Origin of the sequence: Lacticaseibacillus songhuajiangensis (assembly GCF_003946025.1) — a bacterium.
GTDB classification, from domain to species: Bacteria; Bacillota; Bacilli; order Lactobacillales; family Lactobacillaceae; genus Lacticaseibacillus; species Lacticaseibacillus songhuajiangensis.
Genome location: NZ_RHNR01000041.1, coordinates 1 through 25,845, shown reverse-complemented (window position 1 = coordinate 25,845; position 25,845 = coordinate 1). Strand labels below are relative to the sequence as shown.

Below are 25,845 nucleotides of genomic sequence, written 5' to 3'. Positions count from 1 at the left end.
GTTCGTCGCCCAGTCTCTGTGGGGGTTGCCACTCAGTAACGTGTCGGCCACGGAGGTGGTGGTGTGCTTGGGCGAAGTGCAGGGAACGGAGTCGGGCGAAAAGATGATTGTTTGGAGACAGGACGGCCGTATTTGCCGTCGTGGCTTCACACAATCATCTCGGGAGCGCGGAGTTGACGCCGTTCTTGCGGCGACTCCGCCAGCGGAAGACCGCAATAGCGGGCTGAAGCGGTCCCCGCCCGACGTAGTTCCCGGAGCGTAGCCCAAGAGCACCACCACCGGAGTTGCCGACTCCACCGTCTAACGGCGTCATGAAAACACCAAAGAGGCCCAGCGTGACTTCGTCACTGAAACACTATCGCTGACGGACAGCGATAAACGTTGACGGGGAAGGCGCTTGCCGGTATCCTATATAAGTATGAAAAGGACTGATCAAATGGAACTGGCGAAGACCAACCGCATGAACAATCTGTTCGCATTTTACCGCGGGTTACTTACGAATAAGCAGCAAGAATACCTCGAGCTGTACTATGGTGATGATTACTCCCTCGGCGAAATCGCCGAGGATTTTGGTGTCAGCCGGCAGGCGGTGTATGATAACATCCGCCGCTCTGCCAACGCCCTTGAGGAGTATGAGGCCAAGCTGCACTTGCTTGCGAAGTTTGAAGCAACCAATGAAGCTGTGGATGCACTTGGTAAGTACGTCCACGACCAGTATCCAGATGATAGTAAGTTGCGCCACCTGCTGGGTTCCGTTCAGCAGCAGGTTGCCCAGTAGGAGGAAGAAATAAATGGCTTTTGAAGGATTAACAGAGCGTCTCCAAAATACCTTCGCCGGCTTGCGCCGCAAGGGGAAGATTAGCGAGAGTGACGTTCGCGATGCGATGCGGGAAATCCGCCTTGCGTTGCTTGAAGCCGACGTTAACTTCGGAGTCGTGAAGGACTTCGTTAAGCGGGTGCGCGAAAAGGCCATCGGTGAAGAAGTTCTTGATGGTGTCAACGCATCCCAGCAAATTGTCAAGATTGTGAACGACGAGTTGACCGCCACCATGGGGGAATCAGCCGTTCCACTGAACAAGTCCGACAAGATTCCGACCGTCATCATGATGTCTGGGCTACAGGGTGCTGGTAAGACGACCACCGTCGGGAAGCTCGCCAAGTACCTCGAAGAAAACGAAAAGGCACGGCCACTGCTGATTGCAGCCGACGTCTACCGTCCCGCTGCGATTAAGCAATTGCAGGTGGTGGGTGAATCCGTTAACGCGCCTGTCTTCGAAATGGGCACGGATACTGACCCACGGGAAATCGTGCGTCAAGGGCTTGAACAAGCGCACGCCAACCACAACGATTACGTCCTGATTGATACGGCTGGTCGTCTGCAGATTGACGAGAAGTTGATGCAGGAATTGGCCGACATCAAGGAAATCGCGCACCCAGACGAAATTCTGCTGGTGGTCGATGCCATGACTGGTCAGGCTGCGGTAGATGTTGCCAAGGGGTTCAACGAACAACTCGACATTACTGGGGTCGTTCTGACCAAACTCGATGGGGACACCCGTGGTGGTGCTGCATTGTCCATCCGTGCCGTCACCGGTAAGCCAATCAAATTCACTGGTCAAGGTGAAAAGATGGATGCGCTGGACGTGTTCTATCCTGACCGCATGGCCAACCGAATCCTCGGGATGGGTGACATTCTGACACTGGTTGACAAGGCCCAGAAGAATTTTGACGAGAAGGAAGCTAACAAGCTCGCCGAGAAAATTCAGGAAAACAGCTTTGACTTCAACGACTTCATTGCGCAGATGGACCAGGTGACCAGCATGGGACCCATGGAAGACCTGCTCAAAATGATTCCGGGTATGGCCAACAACCCTGCACTCAAGAACTTCAAGATGGATCCGAAGGACATCGCGCACATGAAGGCGATTGTCATGTCCATGACTGAACAGGAACGGGTTGAGCCCGATGTGCTGAACCCTTCCCGGCGTCGGCGTATTGCTGCTGGTTCCGGTCGTCCTGTATTGGAAGTGAACCGCTTGATTAAGCAGTTTAACGCCTCCAAGAAGATGATGAACCAGATGACCAAGGGGAACATGGCCGGTATGGAACAGATGATGGGCGGCGGTGTTAAGGGCAAGCTTGGCAAGATGGCGATGAACCGCATGATGAAGCAGCAGAAGAAGAACAAGAAGAAGCGACTGAAGAACGCCAAGCGTTTTAAGTCTTAATGGCCTCGCAAAAGCGCAGCGGCTCTACGTCGCCGCGCTTTTTTGCGGCTGTGGCGCCGATATTGGGGAAAATTATAGGGGATTGCAATAATGAAGAAGGCATTATTAGCAGGTGCAACGGGTATTCTGCTATTTAGTCTCGCTGCATGTGGTAACCATAGTGATAAGAAAGCGCAGAAGGCGGCCGAATCCATCTCGACGATGGGCGGTGATGTGATTACAACGATGGACCCGGCGCGAGCATCCGATGCCATTTCGGCACAAGCCATGGCGAATGTATACGCTGGGCTGTACCGATATGACGGCAAGGAGCTCACACCTGACATGGCGGCCAGTCGTGCTAAAGTAGCAGCTAATCAGCTAACTTACACTTTCACCATCCGCAAGACTGCACGGTGGAGCGATGGCCGTGCAGTGACCGCCGCGGATTTTGTTTACGCCTGGCAGCGCGCGGTCGATCCGGCCACGAAGTCTGAGTACGCCTACCTGTTTAGCGGCATCAAGAACGCCGATGCGATCATCGCAGGAAAGAAGCCGGCAAGTAGTCTCGGTGTGAGTGCCCAGGGCAACACGCTGACCGTACACCTGAGCCACGTTGTTCCGTATTTTGAACCACTGATGACGCTCAAGACCTTCTACCCGGTTGAAGCCAAGCAGGTGCGCAAGTACGGTGATAAGTTTGGCACTAGCAGCAAGACACTGACGTTCAACGGCCCATACGTGCTCAAAAACTGGCAGGGCAGCGCTAATCACTGGACGCAAACCAAGAATCCGCGTTATTGGAACGCCAAGAATGTGCACGTGCAGACGCTCAAAAGTCAGGTGGTCAAGGATAACGGAACCGCACTGAATTTGTTCCAGGCGGGTAAACTTGATGACGTGACCGTGACCGGTGATACCGCGCGGCAAATGCAGTCTAGCAGTGATTACAAGGTGGTGCCGCAAAATGCGACCTTTTACATTGAAATGACGCAAAGCCGGGTACCGGCGTTCAAGAGCCAAAAGGTGCGCCAGGCCTTGTCCATGGCCATCAACCGCCGCGATTTTATCGATCAGGTGTTAGGCGATGGCTCCCAGCCGGCCAGCAGCATTATTCCCAGCGGGATGACTTACAGTAGTGTCAACGGGGCAGATTTTGCCAAAACGGCGGCTAAGACGACGGGCAAGTATAGTCGTTACGATCTCAAGAAGGCACGCGCCTTGTTCAAGGCCGGCATGAGTGATCTTGGCCTCAAGTCGGCCAGCTTCACGCTTGTGAGTGACGATACCGATAATGCTAAGGACACGCTCGCATACCTGCAGAGTGCGTTCAGCAAGCTGTCCAGCAGTAGCGCTAAGTTGACCGTTAAGACGCAGTCCGTGCCGTTCAAAACACGGGTGCAGCTGAGTCAGGCGCATCAAACCGATATGGTGGTATCAGCCTGGGGGGCGAATTACCCAGATCCAATTAGCTTCCTTGACTTGTTCACGAGTTATAACGCGTACAACAGTGGTCAGTGGCAGAACAGTCGTTACGACGCGCTGATCAAGGCGGCCGCGACTACAGATGCGGCCAACGCCAGCAAGCGGTGGAACGATATGCAAAAGGCGACCGCGATTCTGACGAAGGATGCTGGCGTTATTGCCTTCTACCAGCGCGGGGCGGCGCACCTGACGAAGACGAGCATCAAGGGAATGCAACTGAGCCCGAACGGTGTGATTAACTTCGTCGGGGTCACGAACAAGTAACGCAATCAGAACGGGGCTGTGCCAAAAGGCGGTTAGCTCCCGCTATACAAGCAAGCACCAGTCGCAATCCTGAACTTAGGATTCTGACCGGTGCTTGCTTGTATAGCGGGAGCCCTCCGGTGTCCGTCTCACTGCGCGCTGAAACGCTAGGCCGGCACGCGACCACGATGTAACATTCGTGTGCTACATTCTTTTGGCACAGCCCTTTTTTGCGCTATTTGGCCGGTAAAATAAAATGAGCATTGTTCGTGCAAAAGCGCTACAATGATGCCACGAAACCGTAAATGGAGGCTGAGTTAATGAGCGATACAGTCGATTTTAAGAACGTTTCTGAAGAGGGCCTAAGCAGTTCCCCAGTGGCACCCGCACTGGCAGGACTGCGGGCGAACGAGGCGCGCTACTTCCACAACAAATACAAGCACAGCTTCACGACCGAAACGGCTGCCACACAGCCCGCTGTGCTCGATTACGTGAATACCATTTTGGCTGAACGCGACATTGTCATCTCGGCGCGCCCGCTTGAGGTGAGTCAGTTCACAGTTTCGGGCATTAAGTGGACCTATGTCTTCTATGAAGATGGCTTGTGCGTAAACGTGCTGTATACCTTGGCAGACGGCGGCAAGCGCGCTGTTGGCTTTAAGCTCAGTGACGGGATGGCTGTGCCAACGCCACTGGCGGATAAGTTCAAGTTCGCCCGGCAAAAGTCGAAGCTTGCTGGTACGATTCGCGGCAGCTACTTTGTGATCAAAGGTGAGTACTAGGCAAAGATAGCCGCAAATTGCCCCGGTTCTGTAAAACTTCAGGGCTGTAAAGAAAAAACACTTTACAGCCGGCCGACGCTCTGGTATTCTATACAAGTTAAGAATTCTAGGAGGAATTACATTCATGGCAGTTAAGATTCGTTTGAAGCGCATGGGTTCCAAGAAGAACCCATTCTACCGTGTTGTTGTTGCTGACAGCCGCTCCCCACGTGACGGCCGTTTCATCGAACAGCTCGGCTACTACAGCCCACTCACCGAACCAGCAACCATCAAGCTGGACGATGACAAGACCTTGGCATGGCTCCAGAAGGGTGCACAGCCTTCTGATACTGTTCGCACGATCCTGCACTCTAAGGGTCTCATGCAGAAGTACCACGAAGCTCGCTTCACCAAGTAGTCAGTATGGTCGAGATTGCGCCATTAATTGAGAATCTGGTCCGTCCCCTGGTCAGCCAGCAGGATGCCATCAGCATCAAGGCTCATGAGACCGCCGAGTACATGGCGTTTGATCTGACCGTTGCGCCAGAAGATGTCGGTAACGTCATCGGTCGGCAGGGGCGGGTCGCCCAGGCTCTGCGCGCCGTCGTGTACGGCGTGCGTTCGCCATACGCCAAGCGTGTGCGCCTCAATATTGTGGACACACGTAAGAAGCACTAAGAGTCGGCCGTGGCCGGCTCTTTTTTATTAATTTTAGCCAGAATTTTGCAACCCACAGGAGGACCCACATGCCAGAGTATTATCACGTCGGCAAAATCGTGAACACGCACGGAATCCGCGGTGAACTCAAGGTGCTTGCCACCACCGATTTTCCGCAGGAACGTTTCAAGAGGGGTGCCGAACTTTATGTCCTAAGCAAGACACCACAGAAGGTGACGGTGACCAGTAGTCGCACCCACAAGGGAATGGTGCTCGTGACCTTTGCTGGTTACCAGGACATTAACGAGGTGCTACCGTTCAAGGGGCAGATGCTCGGTGTTGCTGACGACAAGCTGGACGAAGCGGCGCTAGCTGAAAACGAGTACTACTACCGCGATATCATCGGGATGGACGTGCAGGACGTCGACGGCAATTCTTTGGGTACCATCAAGGAGATTCTGAGTCCTGGTGCTAATGACGTGTGGGTGGTTGGCCGAAAGGGCAAGCAGGACCTGCTTCTGCCTTACATTGCAAGCGTGGTGCTTAAGGTTGATGTACCGGGTAAAGTGACGGTTGTGGACGTACCGGAAGGGCTGGATCCAGATGAAAATTGATGTTTTAACACTTTTTCCGGACATGTTCGCGCCACTGAAGCAATCCCTCATCGGTAAGGCCGTTGAAGACGATAAATTGGCGCTGAACCTGATTGACTTCCGCAAGTATAGCCACGACAAGCACATGCACGTTGACGACACGCCTTATGGCGGCGGCGCGGGGATGTTGCTGAAACCGGATCCGATCTTTGAGGCGATGGATGACATTAATGCGGCCGACAGTGGCAAAAAGCGTGTGATTTTGCTGGACCCAGCTGGGCGCAAGTTTGATCAGGCCGCGGCTGACGAATTAGCACATGAGGACCATTTGGTGTTCATCTGCGGCCACTACGAAGGCTACGATGAGCGCATTCGCACGCTGGTAACGGACGAATTCTCCCTCGGCGACTTCGTACTTACTGGGGGCGAAATTGCGTCGATGGCAATGATTGATGCCACCGCGCGGCTGATTCCCGGAGTTCTTGGCAACAGTGTCTCCCCAGAAACGGACAGCTTCCAGAACGGATTACTGGAGTATCCGCAGTACACCCGTCCTGCTACTTTCCGCGGCATGGACGTGCCTTTTGTCTTGCAGAACGGAAACCACAAGCTGATTGATGACTGGCGACTGAAGGAAAGTCTGCGGCGCACGTACCTGCGGCGTCCGGACTTGCTTGAAGGACTCGAACTTGATAAGCGTGCGGCCAAAATGTTGCGTGAAGTCAAGGGTGAGGAAAACGCTAAGGCCGCCGAGAAGCGGCTGGGAATTGACCCAGTAGATTGATGAATGAGTAAAAAGTACAATGGCTGAGCAATAAACGCTCGGCTATTTTTATGGAGGATGCAGATTGGGTAATGAGCTAATTAAAGATGAGGCTGACTATCGCTATCAGGTTCGTCGTGAAAATAAACTGTTTGTTGAATCAGAAGGTTACGGCAAAGCAACTCCAAAACACGGAACGCTGATTGAACAGGCCATTAACGTTTGTTCTGAAAATAAGAGATTTGATGAACGTGGGGTTAGTCGTTTAATATGCGGGTACACACAGAACGGGAAGCCAGCTGTTATTGCAGCGTCACATGATAGTTTGGCAGTTGTGCGTGAAATTGAAACTGGAGTCCTGACTTTCAAAAGTGTTTTGGTGGATAGTACTGAGGACCAGTTAACAATTGAAAGTGACGATGAAGACCATTACAAAATTTCGATAAACACTAACAGTTATTGGGCTGTGTACGGACGCGGTCAGGAATTAGCGGCTAGTCTAATGATGTTCCTTTTCAGAATCAATGCGGGAATCGTGAAGCAACAAAAGTTTTCAGGCTATATTTTCGATGATATGCGGGTGGCACAGCAACGGGATATCAGTAATGAAGCTCGAGTTGTTACTAGTGGAAGCACTGATTCGATTGGAATCGTAGCTGACGCGTTCAAATTGATGCAGTTTAGCGACGGCAAGGTTGGATTTGATACAGATGAAAATGCACCACGATATCAATTGAATGATATTCAAGTTGATCGGAATAGTCGTGAAGTGTCTGATACCGGTTCTTTTGCCGGTTACGTTTTTAAACGAATTTGGTTCGGGCGTTCCGCTGATATCGTACGTAGCATTGATAAAAATCGAAGCCACGTCGAGGACGTCTCAACCATCATCGTTGAATTAACTGATTTCAAAGGGTTTAATTCGCGGTTTCGCTCCGAATTGACTGAAAGTAATGCACCTCAGTTTGATAATTTCAAATTTGTTCACACTGACCAGAAATCTCAACAAGAAGACCCAGTAAAGGAAAGCTTGACGCTCAATGATATTGAACTATTGAAACAACTTTCGACATTGGCAGACGCTGGTGTTATTACTTCAGAAGAATTTGCTGCGAAGAAACAGCAGATCCTTGGAATATAGCTAAAAGACGCCCAACCACGATTATAGTGATTGGACGTCTTTTTATGTTACCGTGCTGTCAGATTCCGGTTCATGGTGAGATAGTCGAGTTTCTTGTGCGCCAGGTCAATCACGATGTCGTACAGGCACTTAAGATCGCGTGCAGTATGCGCCGTGTTCCAGTAAATAATGCGCTGGTTCTCGTTGCGCGCTGGCAGTTGCCCAGGATCGACATTACCTTCCAGTTCGGAAAGCATGCGTTTGGCTTGAGTCGCGGTCGTGATGACCACATCCGCTTCAGCATTCGAGCTACTTGGCAGCTGCCGCACCCAACCGCCGTTTTCAAGCACGGCCATGGCATCCAGCACGTCGGAGTCGATGAAGTCGAAACTGAGGCGGGCCGTTAACATTGGTTGCGCTGCGTAATGTCCAACTGTCGGTAAAATGAGGAGCGCCAGTGAATGGGTAAACCGCGGTGCAAAGCGCTTAAAGACATGCGTATCGGCACGCAAGGGAATGGTGCTGAGCATGTCATCGATGATGCCGCAGAGCGGATGCACGGCGATGCGTTGCTGGTTCTCTGCGTGGAGGTAGTTGATGTCGGTGAAGTCCGCACCAACCGCGTAGTAGGCATAAGCCATTCGGTAGAGGTTGGTGACGGTACTTTTGTTGTTTTCGATTTCCATGAAGGTAATCTGGTCGAGGCGCACCTTGAGCACCTGCAGTAGTTTGCTCACAAACTGGCCGACTGGATTATTGCTGCGCGCAAAAAACGCGCGAATACCTTGCTGGAAGCAACTGTCATTGCCACTGTAATTGAGACGGATGATTTCGGTGAAGTAGAAATAATTTTGCTCAGCCAGTAGCGTGCGTGGCGGCACTTCGGGGAAATTGGCACTCGTGAAAATCAATTCGTCAATATCATCTGCCAGCATCCGTAATGAATTCACCGCTGCGTTCATGACGTAGTAGTGGCCTTGCTGCATCCGCAGGAGTTGGACAGCGAGGCTAATCATGCGGTTGTAGGGAATGTAATCGAGGTGTTCACCACCCAGTTCGTCGCGCTTCTGCTGAAGCACCGTGCACAGGTCGATGATACGGTCTTGATCGATGGTCCTGAACGGCCAGGTCGTGCCGCCGTACACATCCGTATAAAAGGCCGCGAGGAAGGTGCGAATGTTGACCTCGTTGCCGCTGATGACCGAATTCTTGGTGTCATAGACAATGCCGTTATCGAGCAAAAAGTCGCGCAGCGGTTCAGCCTTACGCCGAATAGTCGAGACGCTACTGTCATTGCTTATCGCAAAACCCGCAATGTCCACGTTGTCACCCTGAAAAATTGCGTTAAACAGTTTGAAAACGAGCGAATCCGTCAGCAGGTGCCGCCGGTAGTCCTCACGGGAGATGTTAGCCGCGAGTTGCCGGAACCCTGCCATCTTAGCGGGGGCATCTTCGAGGGGAATATTCTGCATCGTGGCAAGATCTGCAAGAATTGTGTTGAGCGCGTGTTGCGCCTTTGAATAGGAAGAGTCGAGTACTTTTGCAAGCTCGGCAACAGTCACGCTGGTTGTGTCGTGGCTTTTCAGGTACTTGAAGATGATGAGGTTGGTGCTGGCCTGTGTGTCCAGCAGGTATTCATTGAACATGCGCGTGACTTCCTTTCTGTAGGGGTGTAGGGGAGCGGGGTCTGTGGTACGAAATGGCGTTGATCATCGTTGTGCGGTTGAGCAGCGCCTGTGGTGAGCATCAGGTCATTTGGTTAAAACATTGTTAATGATTTTTATTTTGCTGATTTATAGCTACCTTCTTATTTTAAATAAAGAAGGTTATTTTAGGGACGCGGTTGCTGTAAACTAATGTTTCCTTTAGTTAAAAGTCTAATCAAGAAAATTAAGCAATCTATACGCATATGCTAATAGTGGACTTTTGCAATCAAATAATGTGGTGAATATAGTGATGGCGAGTGGGCTACAGGCCCAACTTAACGCACACTGCGAATTATCCCTGAGTCGCAAATATGCTTCGCGATTCTTTAACACCTGTGGATCGTGAGTGTGTTCAATGCCGTTGAAAAAAGTGGTCGATAATATACGCAACAAAATGCGGCCAATAATCATGAGCACCATACGCGATGGCTTATATGTCGCCTCATCCACTCATTTTGAGTGCGCTGTTAGCGCAATCTCGTGACTCGGTTAGCGGCAAACAAAACGGCGACTGTGCGGCTTGGCCGGGTGTCGATTCGAAAGAAACGCCAATGAAAAAAGGATCCACCACAATACAGTGGCAGATCCTTTTTCATTGGCGAAGAAATGTTGGCGTGTGGGTCAGCAAGATAGACTACAAACGTCGCCTACACACGCAGTGCAATATTCAGCTCAGTCAGCGCGTATTGAAACTCGTGAATTCGGTCGCGCAGTTCCGGAATTGAGTAACTTTTGCCCCGTCGTACCATGTTCACAATAAAGCAGTAGGTGAGTGTGGCGAGACCGTGCGCGATTTCATCGGGAAACTTGAGGTCTAGGGATGACGCCAAGAAATCGCGCTCGATGCGCTGCGCAATGTGGTTAATTGCACAATCTTCAAAATTGAGTTCAGCGGTGTTGATTGTGTACAGAACGCGAATCCCTGCTAGTAGCGCGGCATACCGGGTGTCTGAAGGTTGTGCACTACTGCTTGATCCTTTGGTGTCCAGTCGCTGGATATATAGCTGGCCGAAGTGATCGAGAAAATAGTTGATCACATGACGGCCTAAATCATACTTGTCGCGGTAATGTCGGTAGAAAGTAGATTGCCCAATCTCGGCTAGCGTCGTAATCTCAATGACACTAATCGTTTCAAACGATTTGTCTGCCAGCAATTGAACGAAAGCTTTGCCAATAGCTCGTTTTGATTTGCGTGAGCGGAGGTCAACCTCATTTGCTTTATTTGCCATTAATACTCTCCCAAGCAAAATTCTATTGCGTCCAGGCCCTCCCAGAGCCGAAATTGGACGAACCCTTTAATTCTAACGCATTCATTTGCAAATAGGCACTTTTGGGGCGGGTCAATAATCGCGAAGTGGCCCATATGGGATATTTTTGACCGAATGCCCCGTATAAATAACAACGTTAACGATTGCCCTACATATTTCAGTCTCAATGATTAGGCTGCTTAAATGGAATAAGCGAGTATTACTTTTATGATTGCTTTCCCATATTTATATTTGTGAATTAGTATGTCGCGCGACGAACCTTGAACCAGCCGTAATTCGTCACAAACTGATAGGCTTAATAGCATTGCAACAGACTTCCGTGATGGAAAGCTCGAGATGCGTGACATAATGTGATGGGGTAAAAAGTGAAACAAAGACACAACATGATTGCATGTATGAGTGCAATCACTTATATAAAGACAGCTCCATATCGAAAACAGAGGAAAAATAGTTAATCTAAAGCGGGTAATCATCACCTAAATCAAGCTTAATTATTAGCCAATTTGACAGTTTTTGCTCATTAAATGACGTGCAGGCTTATACTCATCATCATAAATTGGATTAAATTTCAAAAACCAGAACCTTAACTAAAGAATTCTGCGTCAAAAAATAACTTTAGATATTGTATACTTACATTGTTCGAAAACACCTCACGATTTCTTCAATCACTATTTTGAGGTCAAAAAAAGGCGCGTCGGCAAACGCGCCCTTGCGCCTGGTTGACGGCAATCAACCCAGACGTTCACCATCACTTGTTAAGCGGCAACTTAGCAAGCGAACATGATTGTGTTCGTAGTGCAATGCTAATTTCGGGATTAGACGGGTATGGGTACCCGTATGCACTTTTTTCATTATACATGTTTTTAGTATTTAACTACCATCGCTTTTTTGAAATAGCCGAGACAGGAGGGATTAGACATATGAAGAAGTCACTGTTGAAACGAGTCACTTTGACCCTTGTGTTGCTTGCTTCACTAGTCACCGCATTTCTGATCTCGCCTAGCCGTGTTGAAGCCGATCGGGCGAGTGACTGGCCTTCAGCGCCACCGGCAAGTACCAACAACTTGCGCATCTCTGATGCATTCGTACGGAATGATGTTGCCATTCCCAGTGGTTATAACTTTAAGAACAATTCTGTAATCAGTACGGTTTACCCGCAAGCCATGATTGTGACGCCCGCAAACGGGCTTTGGCAGATTGGGGGGCTCTGGTCGAAGCAGCGTATTGATTTGAACAACGCGTTTACTTACGACACCGTTCATTACTTTGGGAGCTCGATGACCGGCAATAATTCAGCCGCTGACGGGATGACTTTTACCTTACAGAATGATCCGCAAGGTTATCACGCATACGGCACGCCGGGTGGGGGCCTGGGAGCCTATCCGTGGGGCTATGACCCGGATGGTGGCGGCAGTAGGTACGGTGAATTGGGGAATTATATTCAAAATGCCCTTTCGATTGAAATGGATAGTTACTTTAACAACTCCAATGTCATCGATGACCGTTATGACGTCAATGAAGTCAATGATGGCGACGGCCATTTGGCAGTTGTCCGTCCTGGGGATACGCCGTTAACGACAAAAGTTTCGGCAGACGTTGGTCACTTGCAATTTGTTTCTCTTAACGTGCCGCTGGCGAACTCGCAGTGGAAACCATTCACGGTTAGCTGGCAGCCAAAAGTTACCTATGATGCCGGCCAGCGCGTTCTGGGTGGGGTGTTAACGTACACCTTAACGAATACCGTCGCGGGAAGCGCAAGCCCAACGAAAACCTCAAGTTCTTTTGAAATCAAGAATGTCCAAGATTACTTCAAATCCGATCACGTTTTATTCGGCTACACCGGCGCAACTGGGCCCCATAAAACGTTCCAAGCCGTGGCGGTAAACAAACTGCCGCAGAGCGCACAGCCTGTGATCATTCATTTCCAAGATGATAGTGGGGCGGATTTGCAGGCCGCCATCACCTTAAATGGTGAAACCGGTAATTCCTGGGACGCTTCAACCCGGCGCACCAACTGGATTAAGTCCAATAATTCCTGGTATGAGTACACCGGCACCTACACGGCAGATACGTCTGATGGTCAAGATAAAGGTACGTTCTCAGCGTCAACACCTTACAACGTTACCTACAAGTACGTGAAACGTGATGCACCGGAAACGTATGTGCTGCAAAAGCAAGTTAAAAATGTGACGCAACAAACGGACTTTGCGAACGCAACTGATGCCAAGATTGGCGATACGGTCGAGTACCAGTTGGATTACGCAAACTTAACCGGCATTAGTGTTGGTAAGATTATCGACCAGTTAGACTCAGGACTGAGCTACAAAGCCAATTCACTGCAGATTGCCGATGATGATACTAATTGGCAATATCAGGCGCTCAGCGATGCCGAGTACACCAGCGACAATACCGTTTCGTTTCCGTACGCTTTGGATGAAGGTCAGCAGTTCTCACTGCGTTTGCAAGCCACTGTACAACAAACGGACAAAACCGTTGTGCCCAACGTGGCCACCGTGTCTGGGAATAGCAAAACTGGTCAATCGAATACGGTTAATGTGAATTTGCCCGTGCAAAAACCGTTCGTGATTCACAAGGTTGATCAGCAAAACAAAAAGCTGGGCCTGGCAAATGCAGTTTTTAACGTCAAGAATGTGACGACTAGTGGCAGCGAAAATCAGGACGTGACCACTGGGGATGATGGCCGTGCGCAAATCGTTCCGAGTGAGAGCGGCGACCAGATTTTTGAACTGACGGAAAAGACACCGCCTGCGGGTTACGTCGGGACGACGAAAACCTACGAAGTGAAGTGGAATTCTGCCCAAGGCATTACTGCCGTGCGTACGCAGGACACCGACCAAGCATGGAGTCAGGAAAGTGATGATCAGCTTGCCACTGTTGCTGATGGTGAATTAACTTTTGCAAACGGTAAAAACGGAAAAATCACCGTTCGTGACTATGACCGTGTCACCGGTAAGATTGTGCGGACGCAGAGTTTTACCGGTCTAGTTGGAACTAAGCTGAGCGCAAACAATCCCGGCGGCAACCTGCCGGGTAGCCATAGTGACCGCAGTTTGTGGGGTTACACCTATGATGTCGCGTTGCCGCCTACTGGCACACTAGACAATTATGACGCGTCGAATGCTCCTGATCCTGTTTTCGGGACAGAGGACACGACCTTGACCTACGTCTTTGATCAGCGGATGTTCGAACTTAACCCGGATCCGCAAATTGACTTCGGTAATTTCACTCAAGAACAGAGTAATCGGGATTACAAACTGGGGGAGATGCGCGCTGCAACTGGTCAAAAACTGCCATTTGGCGTTGCGATTATCGACCGGCTTGGCATCACCAGCTGGCAATTAAGTGTCAGCCAGAATGGCCAATTCAGTGATGGTACTCACGATTTGAATGATGCGGCGCTTTGGTTTAAGAATCTGCAGGTCCGCAACACTGATGTCCAGCAAAATGCGCCGAGTGCCGCTTACCAGTACACCTCTTCAGCTGACTTTGAATTGAGCCCCGACGGCACTGCACAAACCATTTTGACGGCAACCAAGACGCCAAGTACTGGGGAAGGGGCTCAGAACACAATGAGTACTCAGAACTGGCAGCTTAACTTCGGTAATCAGACGACGGGTGGTGCCAGTGTTGGGGTGCATGTGCCGAAAGCAACCGTTCGCCAGCAGGCCAAGTATACGACCAGCTTAACGTGGACGGCTTCAGCACTGCCGTAGAAGGAGAAGACTTTGAGTAAACGTACAAAATTCGCACTAGGATTTGTTGTCGTGATGGCGTTGGTTCTGGGAGCAACCAGTTTAAAGAGCGTGCAAGCGGCCAGTTCCACAGACCAAAACGATTTCGAAGTGCAGCCAGTGCTCCCTGATAGTCAGGTCAACATGTCCAAGAATTACTTTGATTTGCAGGCAACACCTAATACCGTTCAGAAAATTCAAATGCGTGTTCAGAACTTTACTAATAAGCGAATCACAGTGAAGTCGCAATTGCGCAATGCCTACACACAGGATGGTGGCGGCATTGATTTCTCACCTGCAGGCGTGGCCGTTGATTCGACGCTGAAAATTCCCCTGACCACCATTGCCAAGCTCGATAAAGGGGATGCGACTCTCAAACTTGGACCACACGGGGTGAAAGTCATCAACGTCACCATTAAATACCCACGGAAGCAGTTTGGCGGCATGATTTATGGTGACTGGCATTTTCTGGAAAAAGTCAACAAGGACCTTAAAAAGAAAACCGCCGTGCACGCTAACTATGCTTACTCCATTGGGGTAGTGTTACGCGGTAATCGGTTTGATGAAATTGGCCCCGAAATGCACTATGTCCAAACGAGTCCATTTCTCTTTAACAAGCACCCAGCACTTGGGATCACTTTGCGGAATACGAAGCCAATGCCACTGCGTGCGGCCACGGTGCAGGCGAGTGTGTCGCGAGAGGGCGATAGTGGCTTAACCCGAACGTACAACGCCAGCGGTTTCTTAATCGCCCCGAATTCAACGATGCGGTTACCAATCTCGTGGAATTATGACAGCATGAAGCCGGGAACTTATCTCATCAAGGTGAAATTGCAAGGTCAGAACTACGCCACACATTTTCCAATGAACTGGACTTTCAAGAAGAAGTTCCGCGTTGCTGAACACACCGTGAAGACACTCAATGAGCAGGCGGTGAAGAAACCGGTCAACAAATGGACGTACACGGCTGCAGGAGTTGGTATTCTATGGATCGCTTCAATTGGCATTTTTGTTTGGGTCATGAAATTTCGACCACGCTAACTCGCGCCGCAGTTAGCATCCTCATGGGTCTTTGCGCCGGAGCGTTTATGTTTGTGCGTCCCCAAGTTGTTTCTGCAAGTGCGCAGTTTATGATGCGCCCGGAATTACCGACTGATAATCTGGTCAGTGCGCAAAGGGGTTACTTTGAAGTACGCGTGCACCAAGGGACGAGTCGACAATTCAGTGTGCTTCTCTACAACCCCAGCAGCGCGCACCAAACAATTGCAGTGGCGGTATTGACGGCAACAACGGCCCGCAATGGCAGCGTGAACTATCTGCCAGCGCAGAAAATGACGCCAATGGCTCAGCGAGTTACTGGTGCGACGCTGCCCCGTTATCGGCGGTTGGTCAAATTGGCCCCACGGCAGGTTGAGCGCGTTCTCGTCACCATTCCGCGTGTCGCCACGAATTTTACGGGTGATCGCGCGTACGCAATTCAAGTTGAAAACAAAGTTGCGACTAAGGGTGCAGTGACCAACAAGGTGCGTTATCAAGTGGGGCTATTGCTACATGGCCGACCAATTCAGCATTACCGGCAACTGCGTTTGCGCGCGCGCCCCGGTAAAACTGCCTTAGTGAACCCAAACGTGAGTCTACAGCTCCAGAACCCAGAATCCGCATTTCTGACTGACGTTGGTATCACGGTACAACTGCAGAATGCCCGTGCCGGATTTCTGAATTACGCAAAGCGGCATCATGGACTCAAAATTGCGCCCCACAGTACTTTTCAGCTCGACAACAAACTCGCCGGGGCTAAGCTCGCCTCAGGCGTGTACCGCCTCAAGCTGCACATTCAAACATCCGCATATCAGGAAAACCTAATTCGTTATGTGCGAGTACACAAAGACGGTCGTTATGAATTCGTTGGGCATAGTGAGTATGTCCTTGCACAGACTGTTATTTGGCTCATCGCACTAATTGCAATTGTCGTCGTGGTCAGTGGAATTGGCATATTCCACAAAAGGAGGAAGCATCATGCAGAAACTCATTAACCGCTTTGGTTACCACCGAATATGGTGGAGCAGCACCATTTTAATGGCGCTGCTGACCATTTTGTTGATTTTCAGCATAGTTATGGCTGTTCGCACGCAGCAGCAGCTTAATTCTTGGGTTACGTTCACTACCAATTAGTGAACGTCAAAGTTAACGTTTTTAATCGATGTTTATGTCGCGCGTCACCTCAGTGCGAGATAAAAACGCGTTTCGGCGCACACTTTAGCACCACACATTATGAAGGAGGATTTCTCATGAAATTCACTAAGCTTATTGTATCTAGCGCAACCGTCTTGTCCGCATTGGCGATGACCGCACCGGTAATTGCAAGTGCGGCGACACCAAATAACGACGCTACTGTTAATGGCGGCCAGGCACTGCCTCAAAACGGGTCAACAACCGCCGGCATCTCCTTTGGCCAGCTGCCAAGCACCGGGAACACCGGCTACCTGCGTTTGCAGCAGGTACCAAACATTCTGGACTTTGGTAACCACACGCAGTTCCTTGCCGCTTACCCTAATTTTACGGCTGACGGCCAGAACCAGCCAGTTAACAACACTGAAACTGATCAGAACACCCCTTACGTGAACTACAAGGGTGGTCAGGCAAACCAAACTGCCATTTTGAACACGCAGGACGCTAACCTGGCAGCCGTTAAGGGCAAGGCGTGGGCAACGGTTGTTGATAAGCAGGACTCCCGTTCCGCTGCTGAAAATGCTGCCTCAACGGGTGCAACTTCCGAACCAGGTGACTGGACGCTAAGCGTGAAGGCTGACGGCCCATTGACCTTGAAGGATGATGCTGGTAACGCAACGGGCACCACCACCGATGCGACGCTGTCATTTGCGAACACCGCATACGCCCAGACTGGTGCAACCGCAGATGCCGTTTACGGCCTGACCAACGAGAGCCAAGATCAGGGTTACCAGGCGGGTAGTTCAACTGCCGTTAGCGATATCGCTAAGACCATTGCAGTTAATGTGAGCGCAACGGACACGCAGCACACTGTTGCAACTGCAGCTACTGGTGAAGGTGCCGGGGCCGACGTCTTTGGTTGGGACCGGAACAACATCCGCTTGACCCTGCCACAGACATTCACCGCGCAGAACGGGATTTACGAAACCACATTGACCTGGACCCTTTCCAGCACGCTTCAATAAGAACTGGTTGCCAACGCGACGGGAATTGAGGTACTCCGTTGCCGCGCGAACTGGGTCTTCCTTGGACGCTGAGCATTGTGTGTTAAGCATCCTTAGTAAGTGAATATGATTTGACGCCATCGTTTCGGGATGATGGCGTTGGTAAAAAGCGTCTTTCCAATTGGAGAGGCGTTTTTTGCATGGCGGTGTTCTGTTTTCTAAGTCAGTTTACGTTATAATGGAACGCAAGAGTTAAAACAGTAAGGAGCGTTACGATGAATATTATCGCATGGGTGCGCGAGCACTTTCTGGCTACCTTGGCAGGATTGGCGGCCATCTGGTGGTTTATGGCAGGCGAGCAGTATGAGCAGCTAGCCTTCTTCTCCTTTGCCGTCATCTATGGCGCTTATTACATTGAGCGAATGCGTAAACACCCAATGAAGAACTTCCGCATGGCACGCGGCCAGCTTATGTTCGATCTGGTTCTGTGTGCGTTCATGGCCATTGTGACCATTGGCGGTCAAAGCGCAAAGCTCGACATCGCGGCGGCAATCGTGTTTGTGCTTGCCATTACGGGGACTGACCTGGTCCAGTTTCTGCGGCTGCGGCGCAATGGTGGCCAGTCAAAGTAAGGTGGTCGTCCTAATGACGTTCAAAAAGAGCAGGAGCTAAGTGCATGAGTGACAATTTGAGAGTGTTATCGGACATGTCGTTTACCTACAAGGGAATTCCCAATGTCCGCTCCGTATACGTTCCCGGGAACGCCTGGGGACAATTTTTAAAAAAGCGGGTGCGAATCAATGAGCAAGCGGCAACAGCAGCACGCTACGTTGATGAAATTGTGGACGTTATTTTGCGCTCGGATATCTCTGGAGGGGTTGGTGGTAGCGCAGGTGGTGTTTCAGGTTCAACGCGCACAGATAACTACTATCTGGTCTTTTATTTAGGCAGACCGCGGCCTGATAAGGAAAATAACGGCTGGCTAAACGAAGTGTAAGCATTTCAGCAGACAATCTTCATCACGATTGGAGCAGCTAATTTCGACCGAAATTAACTGCTCTTTTTATATTGTGTCAGAAAAAATATGCGGATATGCAAATTCCAAATTTGGCTTTAGAATTGAAGTGGGGGCGTTGCAGCTGCTTTTACTGCCGACTGCCAATGTCATCCGTAAAGGGGTCCTAGAAACACCGCTACTGGTGCTTTATGGCGGACGTATGCTCCTGCATTAACCACTGGCGGCGCAATAGCAACGACCAACAACCCTCGTTTTCCTGACCAAAAAATGTAAAGTTTAGCAGTATGTTTTGACTCATGTGAGTGAGGTGAGTACGATGACGATGAAAACGGCGATGATTAGTACGCCCCAAGGCGCGCGTTTGCCGGCGGTCCGGACAAATTGTCAGCTGGTGGCAACGCATGATCTTTTGTGGACAACGCTTCTGGGCCGGTTGCAAGGTGCAGTGCTGACGCCGGGACTGGGCGGCGTGGTTGAGGCGCGGCGGCTATACGAAAGGCTGATGACTTTGCAAACTCAAGGATGAGCGGTAACTAAACGTACACAAAAATGCCTGCCACACGTTGGTTTACGTGGCAGGCATTTTGCATTATTTACTGGTGACGTGGGTCGCATGGCGGTAGCCATAGGCGAAGTAGATTACCAGGCCGATGGCAAACCAGATACCACTCATCTCCCAGGTCTCTAAGCTCAGCTGACTCATGAAGATGAGGCAGAAGATAAAGGAGAGAACTGGGACGACTGGGTAACCCGGCACCTTGAAGCCGTTATTGACGACGTCTTTGTGGCGGCGCAAAGGCACGATGCCGATGGAAACAAAAGCAAAGGCGATGAGCGTGCCGATGTTGACTAGGTTCACGAGCTGGTCGAGTGGAATGAGTCCACCCATGACGGCGATGATGATGGTCACGGTCCAGAGGGAGTTTTCTGGCAGGCCATTCTTAACGTGACCGAACCACTTCGGCAGTAGGCCATCACGACCAATAGCGTAAACGAGGCGGCTACTACTGTAAATCATTGTCAGCATCATCGTGAACATGCCGGCCAGCGCGCCAATTGCGATGACCCCAGCGAGTTGCGGCTGGTGGATGACCTCCAGTGCGTAAGACACAGGATTGGCGACATCCAAGCGGGTGTACTTGACCATCCCGGTAAGGACAACTGCAACCGCAACGTACAAAATCGTTGCCACAATCAGCGTGCCGATAATGCCGCGCGGCAAGGTGCGCTGCGGTTTGACCACTTCGGGCGCGCTGGCGGAGACGGCGTCAAATCCCAAGTAGGCGAAGAAGACGGTTGCAGCTCCCGCGAGAATGCCCTTCATGCCAAAAGGTGCGAAGGGGTGCAGGTTAACGGGCTTAATGAAGAAAAGGCCAACACCGACGAAGACGATGATAATGGTAATTTTGACCAGCACCATTGCGCGGGAGACCACCATCGAGTTCTTCATCCCGCGCGAGAGCAGGAGACCGATGATTAGCACTACCGCCACGGCGACCAGGTTCACGTAGGTGCCACCAGCAGGATTAAATGAACCGGACAACGCCTTGGGAATGTGCAGCCCGAAACCACCAATTAGGCTGGCAAAATAGCCGGCGAATCCAGTTGAGACCGCGGCCACCGCCAACATGTATTCCAGGATCAGTGCCCAGCCGATTATCCAGCCCACGATTTGGCCAAAGACGATGTTGCCATACGCGTAGGCGGAGCCGGCAATTGGCAAGGCGCTGGAGAATTCCGCGTAGCACATGGCGGCCAGACTGCAGACCACCGCGGCGAGGATGAACGAAATCGAGATGCCAGGGCCGGCAGTAGTTGCGGCAACCGTACCGGGCAGAATGAAAATCCCGGTCCCAATCACCGCGCCAATTCCCAGACTAATCAGGTCGCGAGTGTGCAGCGTGCGCACGAGCTGATGATCAGCGTTGGTGGCAGCGGCCACGTCCTGTTTTGCAAAGATATGTTTCCAGAAGGACATAGGTACCTCCAAAATTATTTTTAATGACTAGCGATGCATATATTAAACACTAACTGTTTTATTATGCCACAGGAACAGGCACAGTTCATTACAATTATGGCGTAAATAAAAACGACCCACGCGGATGTGGGTCGTGCGGGCGTTCAGCCTAAACTTGCCCGTTTTTGTGTTCTTTTTCGTATTTAGCGGTGTCTGGCGTGTAGGTGAACGTTGGGTCGATGGCCTTATCGATTGCGTCAAAAGCCTGTTCCATTTGTTCGTTTACCGCCGCGATTTTGGCTTCATCCAGCCGGCCGGCACCAACGGTGATTGGTTCACCGAAGCGGATGGTGATGCGTTTGCGCAACAAGAGCTGGGAGAACTTGAGCGGGCCTTGGTAAACGGCTGGCACCAACGGTACCTTCGCGAGTTTGGCAATCATGACCGCGCCACCCTTCAGTTCGGCCGAGTAGCGGGAACCACTCGGAAACATGATGAGGGATAATTCACCGGCACGCAGGGTTTTCACCGGCGTCTTAATGGCGCTGGGGCCGGGGTTCGCACGGTCAACTGGGAAGGCATTGGCATGTACCATAATCCAGCGTATGATTGGATTACGAAATGTTTCCTTTTTGGCCATAAAGCTGAACTTGCGCGGGGATGCCGCGAGGGCGAACATAATGGGATCCCACCAGGTGCGGTGCGGACCGACCAGGACGTAGGTGCCTTCAGGCAGAGCCTCTTTATTTTCATAATGAATGTTACCGTTGATGATCCAAAGCAGAACACGGACAACGCCGCGGATGAATGAATAGAACATTCTGTAACCTCGTTTCTAATACTTGCGCCACATTATACCATACCGTGCATGATACAATTGCAACGGATACATATGATAGAAGGAGTTTTTTGAACATGGAATTACATGCAGACGAACGGATTGACCAGTTGCAGTCCGCTGGGGTACGCATCATTCAAAGTCCCAGCGTGTTTGCGTTCTCCCTCGATGCGGTGCTGCTCGCCGACTTCGCGGTGGCGGGGGCCAAAAGTCGCGTGATTGACCTCGCCGCCGGTAACGGTGCAGTGGGTTTATTCGTCGCTGGGCGCACGGGTGCGGACGTGACGATGGTGGAGTTGCAACCGCGACTCGCTGATATGGCACGGCGCAGCGTTGAACTTAACGAGATGGCAGACCACGTGCGCGTGCTCAATATCGACTTGGCAGACACTTGGCAACACGCCGCCAAGGACAGCTTCGATGTTGTCACCTGCAACCCGCCATATTTCAAGGTGCGCGAAGGTGACGTGCAGAACCCCAACGAGGCATTAGCACTGGCCCGCCACGAACTGACCACGAATTTTGACACGGTGGCCCGGATTAGTGCGGGACTGCTTAAAACGGGCGGGAAGGCCTTTTTTGTCCACCGCCCAGACCGCTTGCCCGAACTGTTGAGCACGCTCGTGGCCCATGACCTCGCGCCCAAGCGCATTCGCTTCGTGCACCCTAAGGCCGGTCGTGAGGCCAACATGGTGCTGATTGAGGCACGGCGTAGCGGTAAACCCGATGGGGTGCGAATTTTGTCGCCATTGGTGGTTTACGATACAAATGGTGCGTACACGGCGGAAGTGGCGGCGCTAATTCATGGCTGAGGATGAAACTGAGCAGCAGTACTACTTCTACGTGCTTTTGTGTGCAGACGGCACGTTTTACGGCGGCTACAGTCCGGACGTAACCGCACGGGTGGCGGCGCATAACGCCGGTAAAGGGGCCAAGTACACCAAAAGTCGGCGGCCAGTGCGACTATTGTATAAGGAAGCTTTTGCACAAAAGCATGACGCCTTGTCCGCAGAGTGGCATTTCAAACACCAGAGTCGCGCAAAAAAAGAACAATTTTTGGCAGCACATGGCCTTGCGTGGCGTTGAAAGCTCTGGTATGCTATTCGAGTGTGTAAAACACACAAACTTGCATTGTCGATGGATTGTGAAATCGGTGCCTGAAGAGGGTCTTTTCGCAAGGTGAAGTCGGCAAGAAGAAAATAAACCATATCATGGAGGATTTATCATGTCAGTACTCAGCATGAAGCAGTTGCTTGAAGCTGGTGTCCACTTCGGTCACCAGACCCGTCGTTGGAACCCTAAGATGAAGCCATTCATCTTTACGGAACGTAACGGTATCTACATCATTGACCTGCAGAAGACGGTTAAGATGATTGACGATGCTTACAACTTCGTCAAGGAAGAAGCCGCTGACGGTGGCGTATTCCTGTTCGTTGGTACGAAGAAGCAGGCCCAGGACAGCATTGCTGAAGAAGCAACCCGTGCCGGCCAGTTCTACGTTAACCACCGTTGGCTCGGTGGTACCCTGACGAACTGGAACACCATCCAGACTCGTATCCGTCGCCTGAAGTCCATCAAGAAGATGGCTGAAGACGGGACCTTCGATGTCCTTCCCAAGAAGGAAGTGGCTCTGCTTAAGAAGCAGCAGGAAAAGCTCACCAAGTTCCTCGGTGGTATCGAAGACATGCCTCGCATCCCAGACGTTATCTTCATCGTTGACCCACGCAAGGAACGCATTGCCGTTAAGGAAGCTCAGAAGCTGAACATTCCTATCGTTGCGATGGTTGACACCAACACTGACCCAGATGACATCGACGTAATCATCCCATCTAACGATGACGCGATTCGTGCCGTTCGTCTGATCACCGCGAAGATGGCTGACGCTATCATCGAAGGCCGTCAGGGTGAAGAAAACGCCCCAGCCGAAGCAGCACCTGCTGCACCAGCTGAAGACGCTAAGGACTAAGACTTCAATTGAGACTAGACGCACGGAATTTTCCGTGGCGTTGTGCGGCGTAGGCGTTTGCCTTTTGCCGCAGCCTTACTTAAGTTAATAAGCTGTCTGGGCCTGGTGCTCCGGGCAGCTTTTTTCATGGACATTCGTATTTTTAAGGAGGACTGCCAGTTATGGCTATTACCGCAAAACAGGTTAAGGAACTGCGTGACAAGACTCAGGCCGGCATGATGGACGCTAAGAAGGCGCTCGTTGAAGCCGACGGTGACATGGACAAGGCTATCGACGTTCTGCGCGAACGCGGTCTCGTTAAGGCTGCCAAGAAGAGCGGCAACATTGCTGCTGAAGGTCTTGCAGAAATCGCTATCGACGGCAACACCGCCGCAATCGTTGAAGTTAACGCTGAAACTGACTTCGTTGCTTCCAACGACAAGTTCCAGAACTTCGTAACTGCAGTGGCTAAGACCATCGCTGCTAACAAGCCAGCCGACCTCGACGCCGCACTTGCACTGGACCTTGATGGTGAAACCATCGACGCCGCTGCTAAGTCTTTGACCGCTGTTATCGGTGAAAAGATTTCTGTTCGTCGTTTTGCAATCGTATCTAAGGAAGACGGCGACGTCTTCGGTCAGTACCTGCACAACGGTGGCCAGATTGCAACGCTCGTGACCCTCAAGGGTGGCGACGAGGAAACTGCTAAGGACGTTGCAATGCACATCGCCGCAATCAACCCTAAGTACCTCGACCGCGATCAGGTTCCTGCTGACGAACTCAAGCACGAAACTGAACTCTTCACTGAAGAGACCAAGAACGAAGGCAAGCCAGAGAAGATCATCCCTCGGATTGTTGAAGGCCGTGTAAACAAGTGGCTTTCCGAAATCTCACTGGTTGACCAGGAATTCGTTAAGGACTCCGACAAGACTGTCGGCGAATACGTCGCCAGCAAGGGTGCTACCATCAAGAGCTTTGACCGTTTCGAAGTTGGTGAAGGTATCGAAAAGAAGGCTAACGACTTTGCCGCTGAAGTAGCTCAGCAGCAGGGGAAGTAAGCCCTAGATTCTAACGAAAGCCGTCAAACGCTATCCCGATTGGGACGCCGTTTGACGGCTTTTTGTGTATGCCGTATTCGGACTAATTTGGATAGTTTTTGACGAGTTCACGGTACACGCCACGGTACACCACGGTACAAAATGATTTTTTTACCGTGAAAAATCACCAGGTACCGTTAAACCCGTCGTAAACGTTCAGTGCTGCCTCTTTGGTCTGCCTTGTATAGTCCGCGGTCATTTGCACTGAGGAATGTCCCAGCCAGTGCATGACGTCAATAGCAGGGGCATTAGACGCGATAGCCTGCGTGGCAAAGAAGTGGCGAAGCATGTGCGGTGTGATTCTGATGTCGGTTCCGCTGCTGACTTTTGAGGTGATTTTCGAAAGAGCGGAGGTGTTTACGGGTGCACCGTACTGATTTACCCAAAGCCAGGGAGTGGCATCCAAGCTAATGAAGTTTGCTTTACGAATATTATTGGAGTACATGACGGAGTATTTTAGCACGTCTACAATTTCGCCATTTACCCACAGCTTTCGGTATGAGTCTTTTGTTTTCAGAGGGGCTCCTAGTTCATTAAATCGATTGCGCTGAAGGTCGATGATGATTTCCGCACTTTTTTTCTCATCATCAAATTTGATGGAGGTTGTTCGAAGCCCTAGTAGTTCACCCGCCCGCAATCCGAGAGAGGCAATACAAAGCATTGCATACTCGTGCTTGCGAAGTGATGATTGCGCGTATGATATCCATGTTTGATAATCTACAACACTCACGTCTTTAGATTTTGGATCATTGCCGCGAAGTATTATATGACCGAGCTTATTTTTCTATGATATCGTCTTGTACCGCGTTGTTTACGATGGTCGCAAGTTGCTTGTAGATTCCACGTACGGATTCAAGGGCCAGGCCTTTGTCAGCAATCGCATCAATGACTGGCTGCACGGTGCGGTGAGTCATTTGGGAAAGAGGCTTTTTCCCGAGCGGCTTTTCGAGATGCTTTCGCCAGTTTGCGTCATACGAGTCAATAGTGGTATCTCGCCATATTCCGTTCTTGATTTTACGAGCTCTTAGTTTTTCCCAGTAATCTCCCAAGGTCACACGTGCATTTTCTATATAAGACTGTTTGCCACTAACGAGATCTATTTCGGCGTTCTTCAGGCATATCTCGGCATCGTGCCAATTTTTGAATCCGGATTTAGTGAACTCGGTCTGTATTCCTTCACTATTTAGTGGCTGGTGAATAATTTGTCCAAGCTATCTGTAACAGTTCCTTAACCCGTTATCGTTGTATAATAGATGCATAGG

Annotated in this window: 27 protein-coding genes; 21 read left to right on the top strand and 6 right to left on the bottom strand. The window is 50.8% G+C overall.

Annotated elements, in window-relative coordinates; translation table 11 throughout:
• Positions 1-436: 436 nt before the first annotated feature.
• The 9 genes from EKM97_RS09475 (at position 437) to EKM97_RS09435 (ending at position 7,850) form a co-directional block, all read left to right on the top strand.
• A complete protein-coding gene (locus EKM97_RS09475) occupies positions 437-778 on the top strand; it encodes a putative DNA-binding protein (RefSeq protein WP_125572166.1) in 342 nt (113 codons plus the stop codon).
• Positions 779-791: 13 nt separating this feature from the next.
• Entirely contained in the window at positions 792-2,228 is a 1,437-nt protein-coding gene (gene ffh, locus EKM97_RS09470) for a signal recognition particle protein (protein ID WP_125572165.1), read from the top strand.
• Between the two features lie 90 nt (positions 2,229-2,318).
• Positions 2,319-3,956 carry a peptide ABC transporter substrate-binding protein gene (locus EKM97_RS09465; protein ID WP_125572164.1) on the top strand — a complete coding sequence of 546 codons (1,638 nt, stop codon included), beginning with the start codon at positions 2,319-2,321 and terminating at the stop codon, positions 3,954-3,956.
• A 299-nt stretch (positions 3,957-4,255) separates the two neighbouring features.
• Positions 4,256-4,717 carry a phage tail protein gene (locus EKM97_RS09460; protein WP_125572163.1) on the top strand — a complete coding sequence of 154 codons (462 nt, stop codon included), beginning with the start codon at positions 4,256-4,258 and terminating at the stop codon, positions 4,715-4,717.
• 124 nt (positions 4,718-4,841) lie between these two features.
• Positions 4,842-5,114, top strand: coding sequence for a 30S ribosomal protein S16 (gene rpsP, locus EKM97_RS09455; protein WP_125572162.1), 273 nt, complete (start codon positions 4,842-4,844; stop codon positions 5,112-5,114).
• A gap of 5 nt (positions 5,115-5,119) precedes the next feature.
• On the top strand, positions 5,120-5,374 hold the full coding sequence (locus EKM97_RS09450) for a KH domain-containing protein (protein ID WP_125572161.1): 255 nt from the start codon (positions 5,120-5,122) through the stop codon (positions 5,372-5,374).
• A 68-nt stretch (positions 5,375-5,442) separates the two neighbouring features.
• Positions 5,443-5,967, top strand: a complete 525-nt coding sequence (gene rimM, locus EKM97_RS09445; RefSeq protein ID WP_125572160.1) for a ribosome maturation factor RimM — start codon at positions 5,443-5,445, stop codon at positions 5,965-5,967.
• A complete protein-coding gene (trmD, locus tag EKM97_RS09440) occupies positions 5,957-6,730 on the top strand; it encodes a tRNA (guanosine(37)-N1)-methyltransferase TrmD (RefSeq protein ID WP_125572159.1) in 774 nt (257 codons plus the stop codon). The genes rimM and trmD overlap by 11 nt, the downstream gene beginning before the upstream one ends.
• A 64-nt stretch (positions 6,731-6,794) precedes the next feature.
• The gene (locus EKM97_RS09435) at positions 6,795-7,850 is read left to right on the top strand and encodes an SHOCT domain-containing protein (protein ID WP_125572158.1); all 1,056 of its coding nucleotides are present in this window, start codon (positions 6,795-6,797) and stop codon (positions 7,848-7,850) included.
• Between the two features lie 47 nt (positions 7,851-7,897).
• Here EKM97_RS09435 and EKM97_RS09430 read toward each other — a convergent pair whose 3' ends face one another.
• Both EKM97_RS09430 and EKM97_RS09425 read right to left on the bottom strand, forming a co-directional pair.
• A complete protein-coding gene (locus tag EKM97_RS09430; RefSeq protein WP_125572157.1) occupies positions 7,898-9,475 on the bottom strand; it encodes a helix-turn-helix domain-containing protein in 1,578 nt (525 codons plus the stop codon).
• A gap of 707 nt (positions 9,476-10,182) precedes the next feature.
• Complete coding sequence (locus EKM97_RS09425) at positions 10,183-10,764, bottom strand: TetR/AcrR family transcriptional regulator (RefSeq protein WP_125572156.1); 582 nt, start codon at positions 10,762-10,764, stop codon at positions 10,183-10,185.
• A 959-nt stretch (positions 10,765-11,723) separates the two neighbouring features.
• Here EKM97_RS09425 and EKM97_RS09420 point away from each other — a divergent pair.
• The 8 genes from EKM97_RS09420 (at position 11,724) to EKM97_RS09390 (ending at position 19,272) form a co-directional block, all read left to right on the top strand.
• Positions 11,724-14,537, top strand: coding sequence for a lectin-like domain-containing protein (locus tag EKM97_RS09420; protein WP_164507509.1), 2,814 nt, complete (start codon positions 11,724-11,726; stop codon positions 14,535-14,537).
• A gap of 12 nt (positions 14,538-14,549) precedes the next feature.
• On the top strand, positions 14,550-15,596 hold the full coding sequence (locus tag EKM97_RS09415) for a DUF916 and DUF3324 domain-containing protein (protein WP_225419258.1): 1,047 nt from the start codon (positions 14,550-14,552) through the stop codon (positions 15,594-15,596).
• Positions 15,542-16,588 (top strand): WxL protein host-binding domain-containing protein, encoded by a 1,047-nt coding sequence (locus tag EKM97_RS09410; protein ID WP_164507508.1) that lies wholly within the window; start codon positions 15,542-15,544, stop codon positions 16,586-16,588. The genes EKM97_RS09415 and EKM97_RS09410 overlap by 55 nt, the downstream gene beginning before the upstream one ends.
• A complete protein-coding gene (locus EKM97_RS11980; RefSeq protein WP_164507507.1) occupies positions 16,572-16,727 on the top strand; it encodes a hypothetical protein in 156 nt (51 codons plus the stop codon). The genes EKM97_RS09410 and EKM97_RS11980 overlap by 17 nt, the downstream gene beginning before the upstream one ends.
• Positions 16,728-16,843: 116 nt before the next feature.
• Positions 16,844-17,749 carry a WxL domain-containing protein gene (locus EKM97_RS09405; RefSeq protein ID WP_125572153.1) on the top strand — a complete coding sequence of 302 codons (906 nt, stop codon included), beginning with the start codon at positions 16,844-16,846 and terminating at the stop codon, positions 17,747-17,749.
• A gap of 254 nt (positions 17,750-18,003) precedes the next feature.
• A complete protein-coding gene (locus tag EKM97_RS09400; protein WP_125572152.1) occupies positions 18,004-18,360 on the top strand; it encodes a hypothetical protein in 357 nt (118 codons plus the stop codon).
• A 44-nt stretch (positions 18,361-18,404) separates the two neighbouring features.
• Positions 18,405-18,725 carry a hypothetical protein gene (locus tag EKM97_RS09395; RefSeq protein ID WP_125572151.1) on the top strand — a complete coding sequence of 107 codons (321 nt, stop codon included), beginning with the start codon at positions 18,405-18,407 and terminating at the stop codon, positions 18,723-18,725.
• Between the two features lie 337 nt (positions 18,726-19,062).
• Positions 19,063-19,272, top strand: a complete 210-nt coding sequence (locus tag EKM97_RS09390) for a hypothetical protein (RefSeq protein ID WP_125572150.1) — start codon at positions 19,063-19,065, stop codon at positions 19,270-19,272.
• Positions 19,273-19,335: 63 nt separating this feature from the next.
• Here the strand turns inward: EKM97_RS09390 and EKM97_RS09385 are convergent, their stop codons facing one another.
• Positions 19,336-20,724, bottom strand: a complete 1,389-nt coding sequence (locus EKM97_RS09385) for an APC family permease (protein WP_125572149.1) — start codon at positions 20,722-20,724, stop codon at positions 19,336-19,338.
• Positions 20,725-20,872: 148 nt separating this feature from the next.
• Positions 20,873-21,523 carry a lysophospholipid acyltransferase family protein gene (locus tag EKM97_RS09380; protein ID WP_125572148.1) on the bottom strand — a complete coding sequence of 217 codons (651 nt, stop codon included), beginning with the start codon at positions 21,521-21,523 and terminating at the stop codon, positions 20,873-20,875.
• Between the two features lie 95 nt (positions 21,524-21,618).
• Between EKM97_RS09380 and EKM97_RS09375 the strand changes: the two genes are divergently transcribed.
• The 4 genes from EKM97_RS09375 to tsf all read left to right on the top strand — a co-directional run bounded on the left by EKM97_RS09375 (position 21,619) and on the right by tsf (position 24,544).
• Entirely contained in the window at positions 21,619-22,353 is a 735-nt protein-coding gene (locus EKM97_RS09375; protein ID WP_125572147.1) for a tRNA1(Val) (adenine(37)-N6)-methyltransferase, read from the top strand.
• On the top strand, positions 22,346-22,627 hold the full coding sequence (locus EKM97_RS09370) for a GIY-YIG nuclease family protein (RefSeq protein WP_125572146.1): 282 nt from the start codon (positions 22,346-22,348) through the stop codon (positions 22,625-22,627). The genes EKM97_RS09375 and EKM97_RS09370 overlap by 8 nt, the downstream gene beginning before the upstream one ends.
• A gap of 139 nt (positions 22,628-22,766) precedes the next feature.
• The gene (rpsB, locus tag EKM97_RS09365; RefSeq protein WP_125572145.1) at positions 22,767-23,507 is read left to right on the top strand and encodes a 30S ribosomal protein S2; all 741 of its coding nucleotides are present in this window, start codon (positions 22,767-22,769) and stop codon (positions 23,505-23,507) included.
• A 161-nt stretch (positions 23,508-23,668) separates the two neighbouring features.
• Entirely contained in the window at positions 23,669-24,544 is an 876-nt protein-coding gene (gene tsf / locus EKM97_RS09360; protein WP_125572144.1) for a translation elongation factor Ts, read from the top strand.
• A gap of 163 nt (positions 24,545-24,707) precedes the next feature.
• Here the strand turns inward: tsf and EKM97_RS09355 are convergent, their stop codons facing one another.
• Together EKM97_RS09355 and EKM97_RS09350 are read right to left on the bottom strand one after the other, a co-directional pair.
• Positions 24,708-25,313, bottom strand: coding sequence for a site-specific integrase (locus EKM97_RS09355; RefSeq protein ID WP_164507506.1), 606 nt, complete (start codon positions 25,311-25,313; stop codon positions 24,708-24,710).
• Between the two features lie 46 nt (positions 25,314-25,359).
• Positions 25,360-25,632: a hypothetical protein gene (locus tag EKM97_RS09350; RefSeq protein WP_125572142.1), complete on the bottom strand. Its 273-nt coding sequence runs from the start codon at positions 25,630-25,632 to the stop codon at positions 25,360-25,362.
• Between the last annotated feature and the right edge of the window lie 213 nt (positions 25,633-25,845).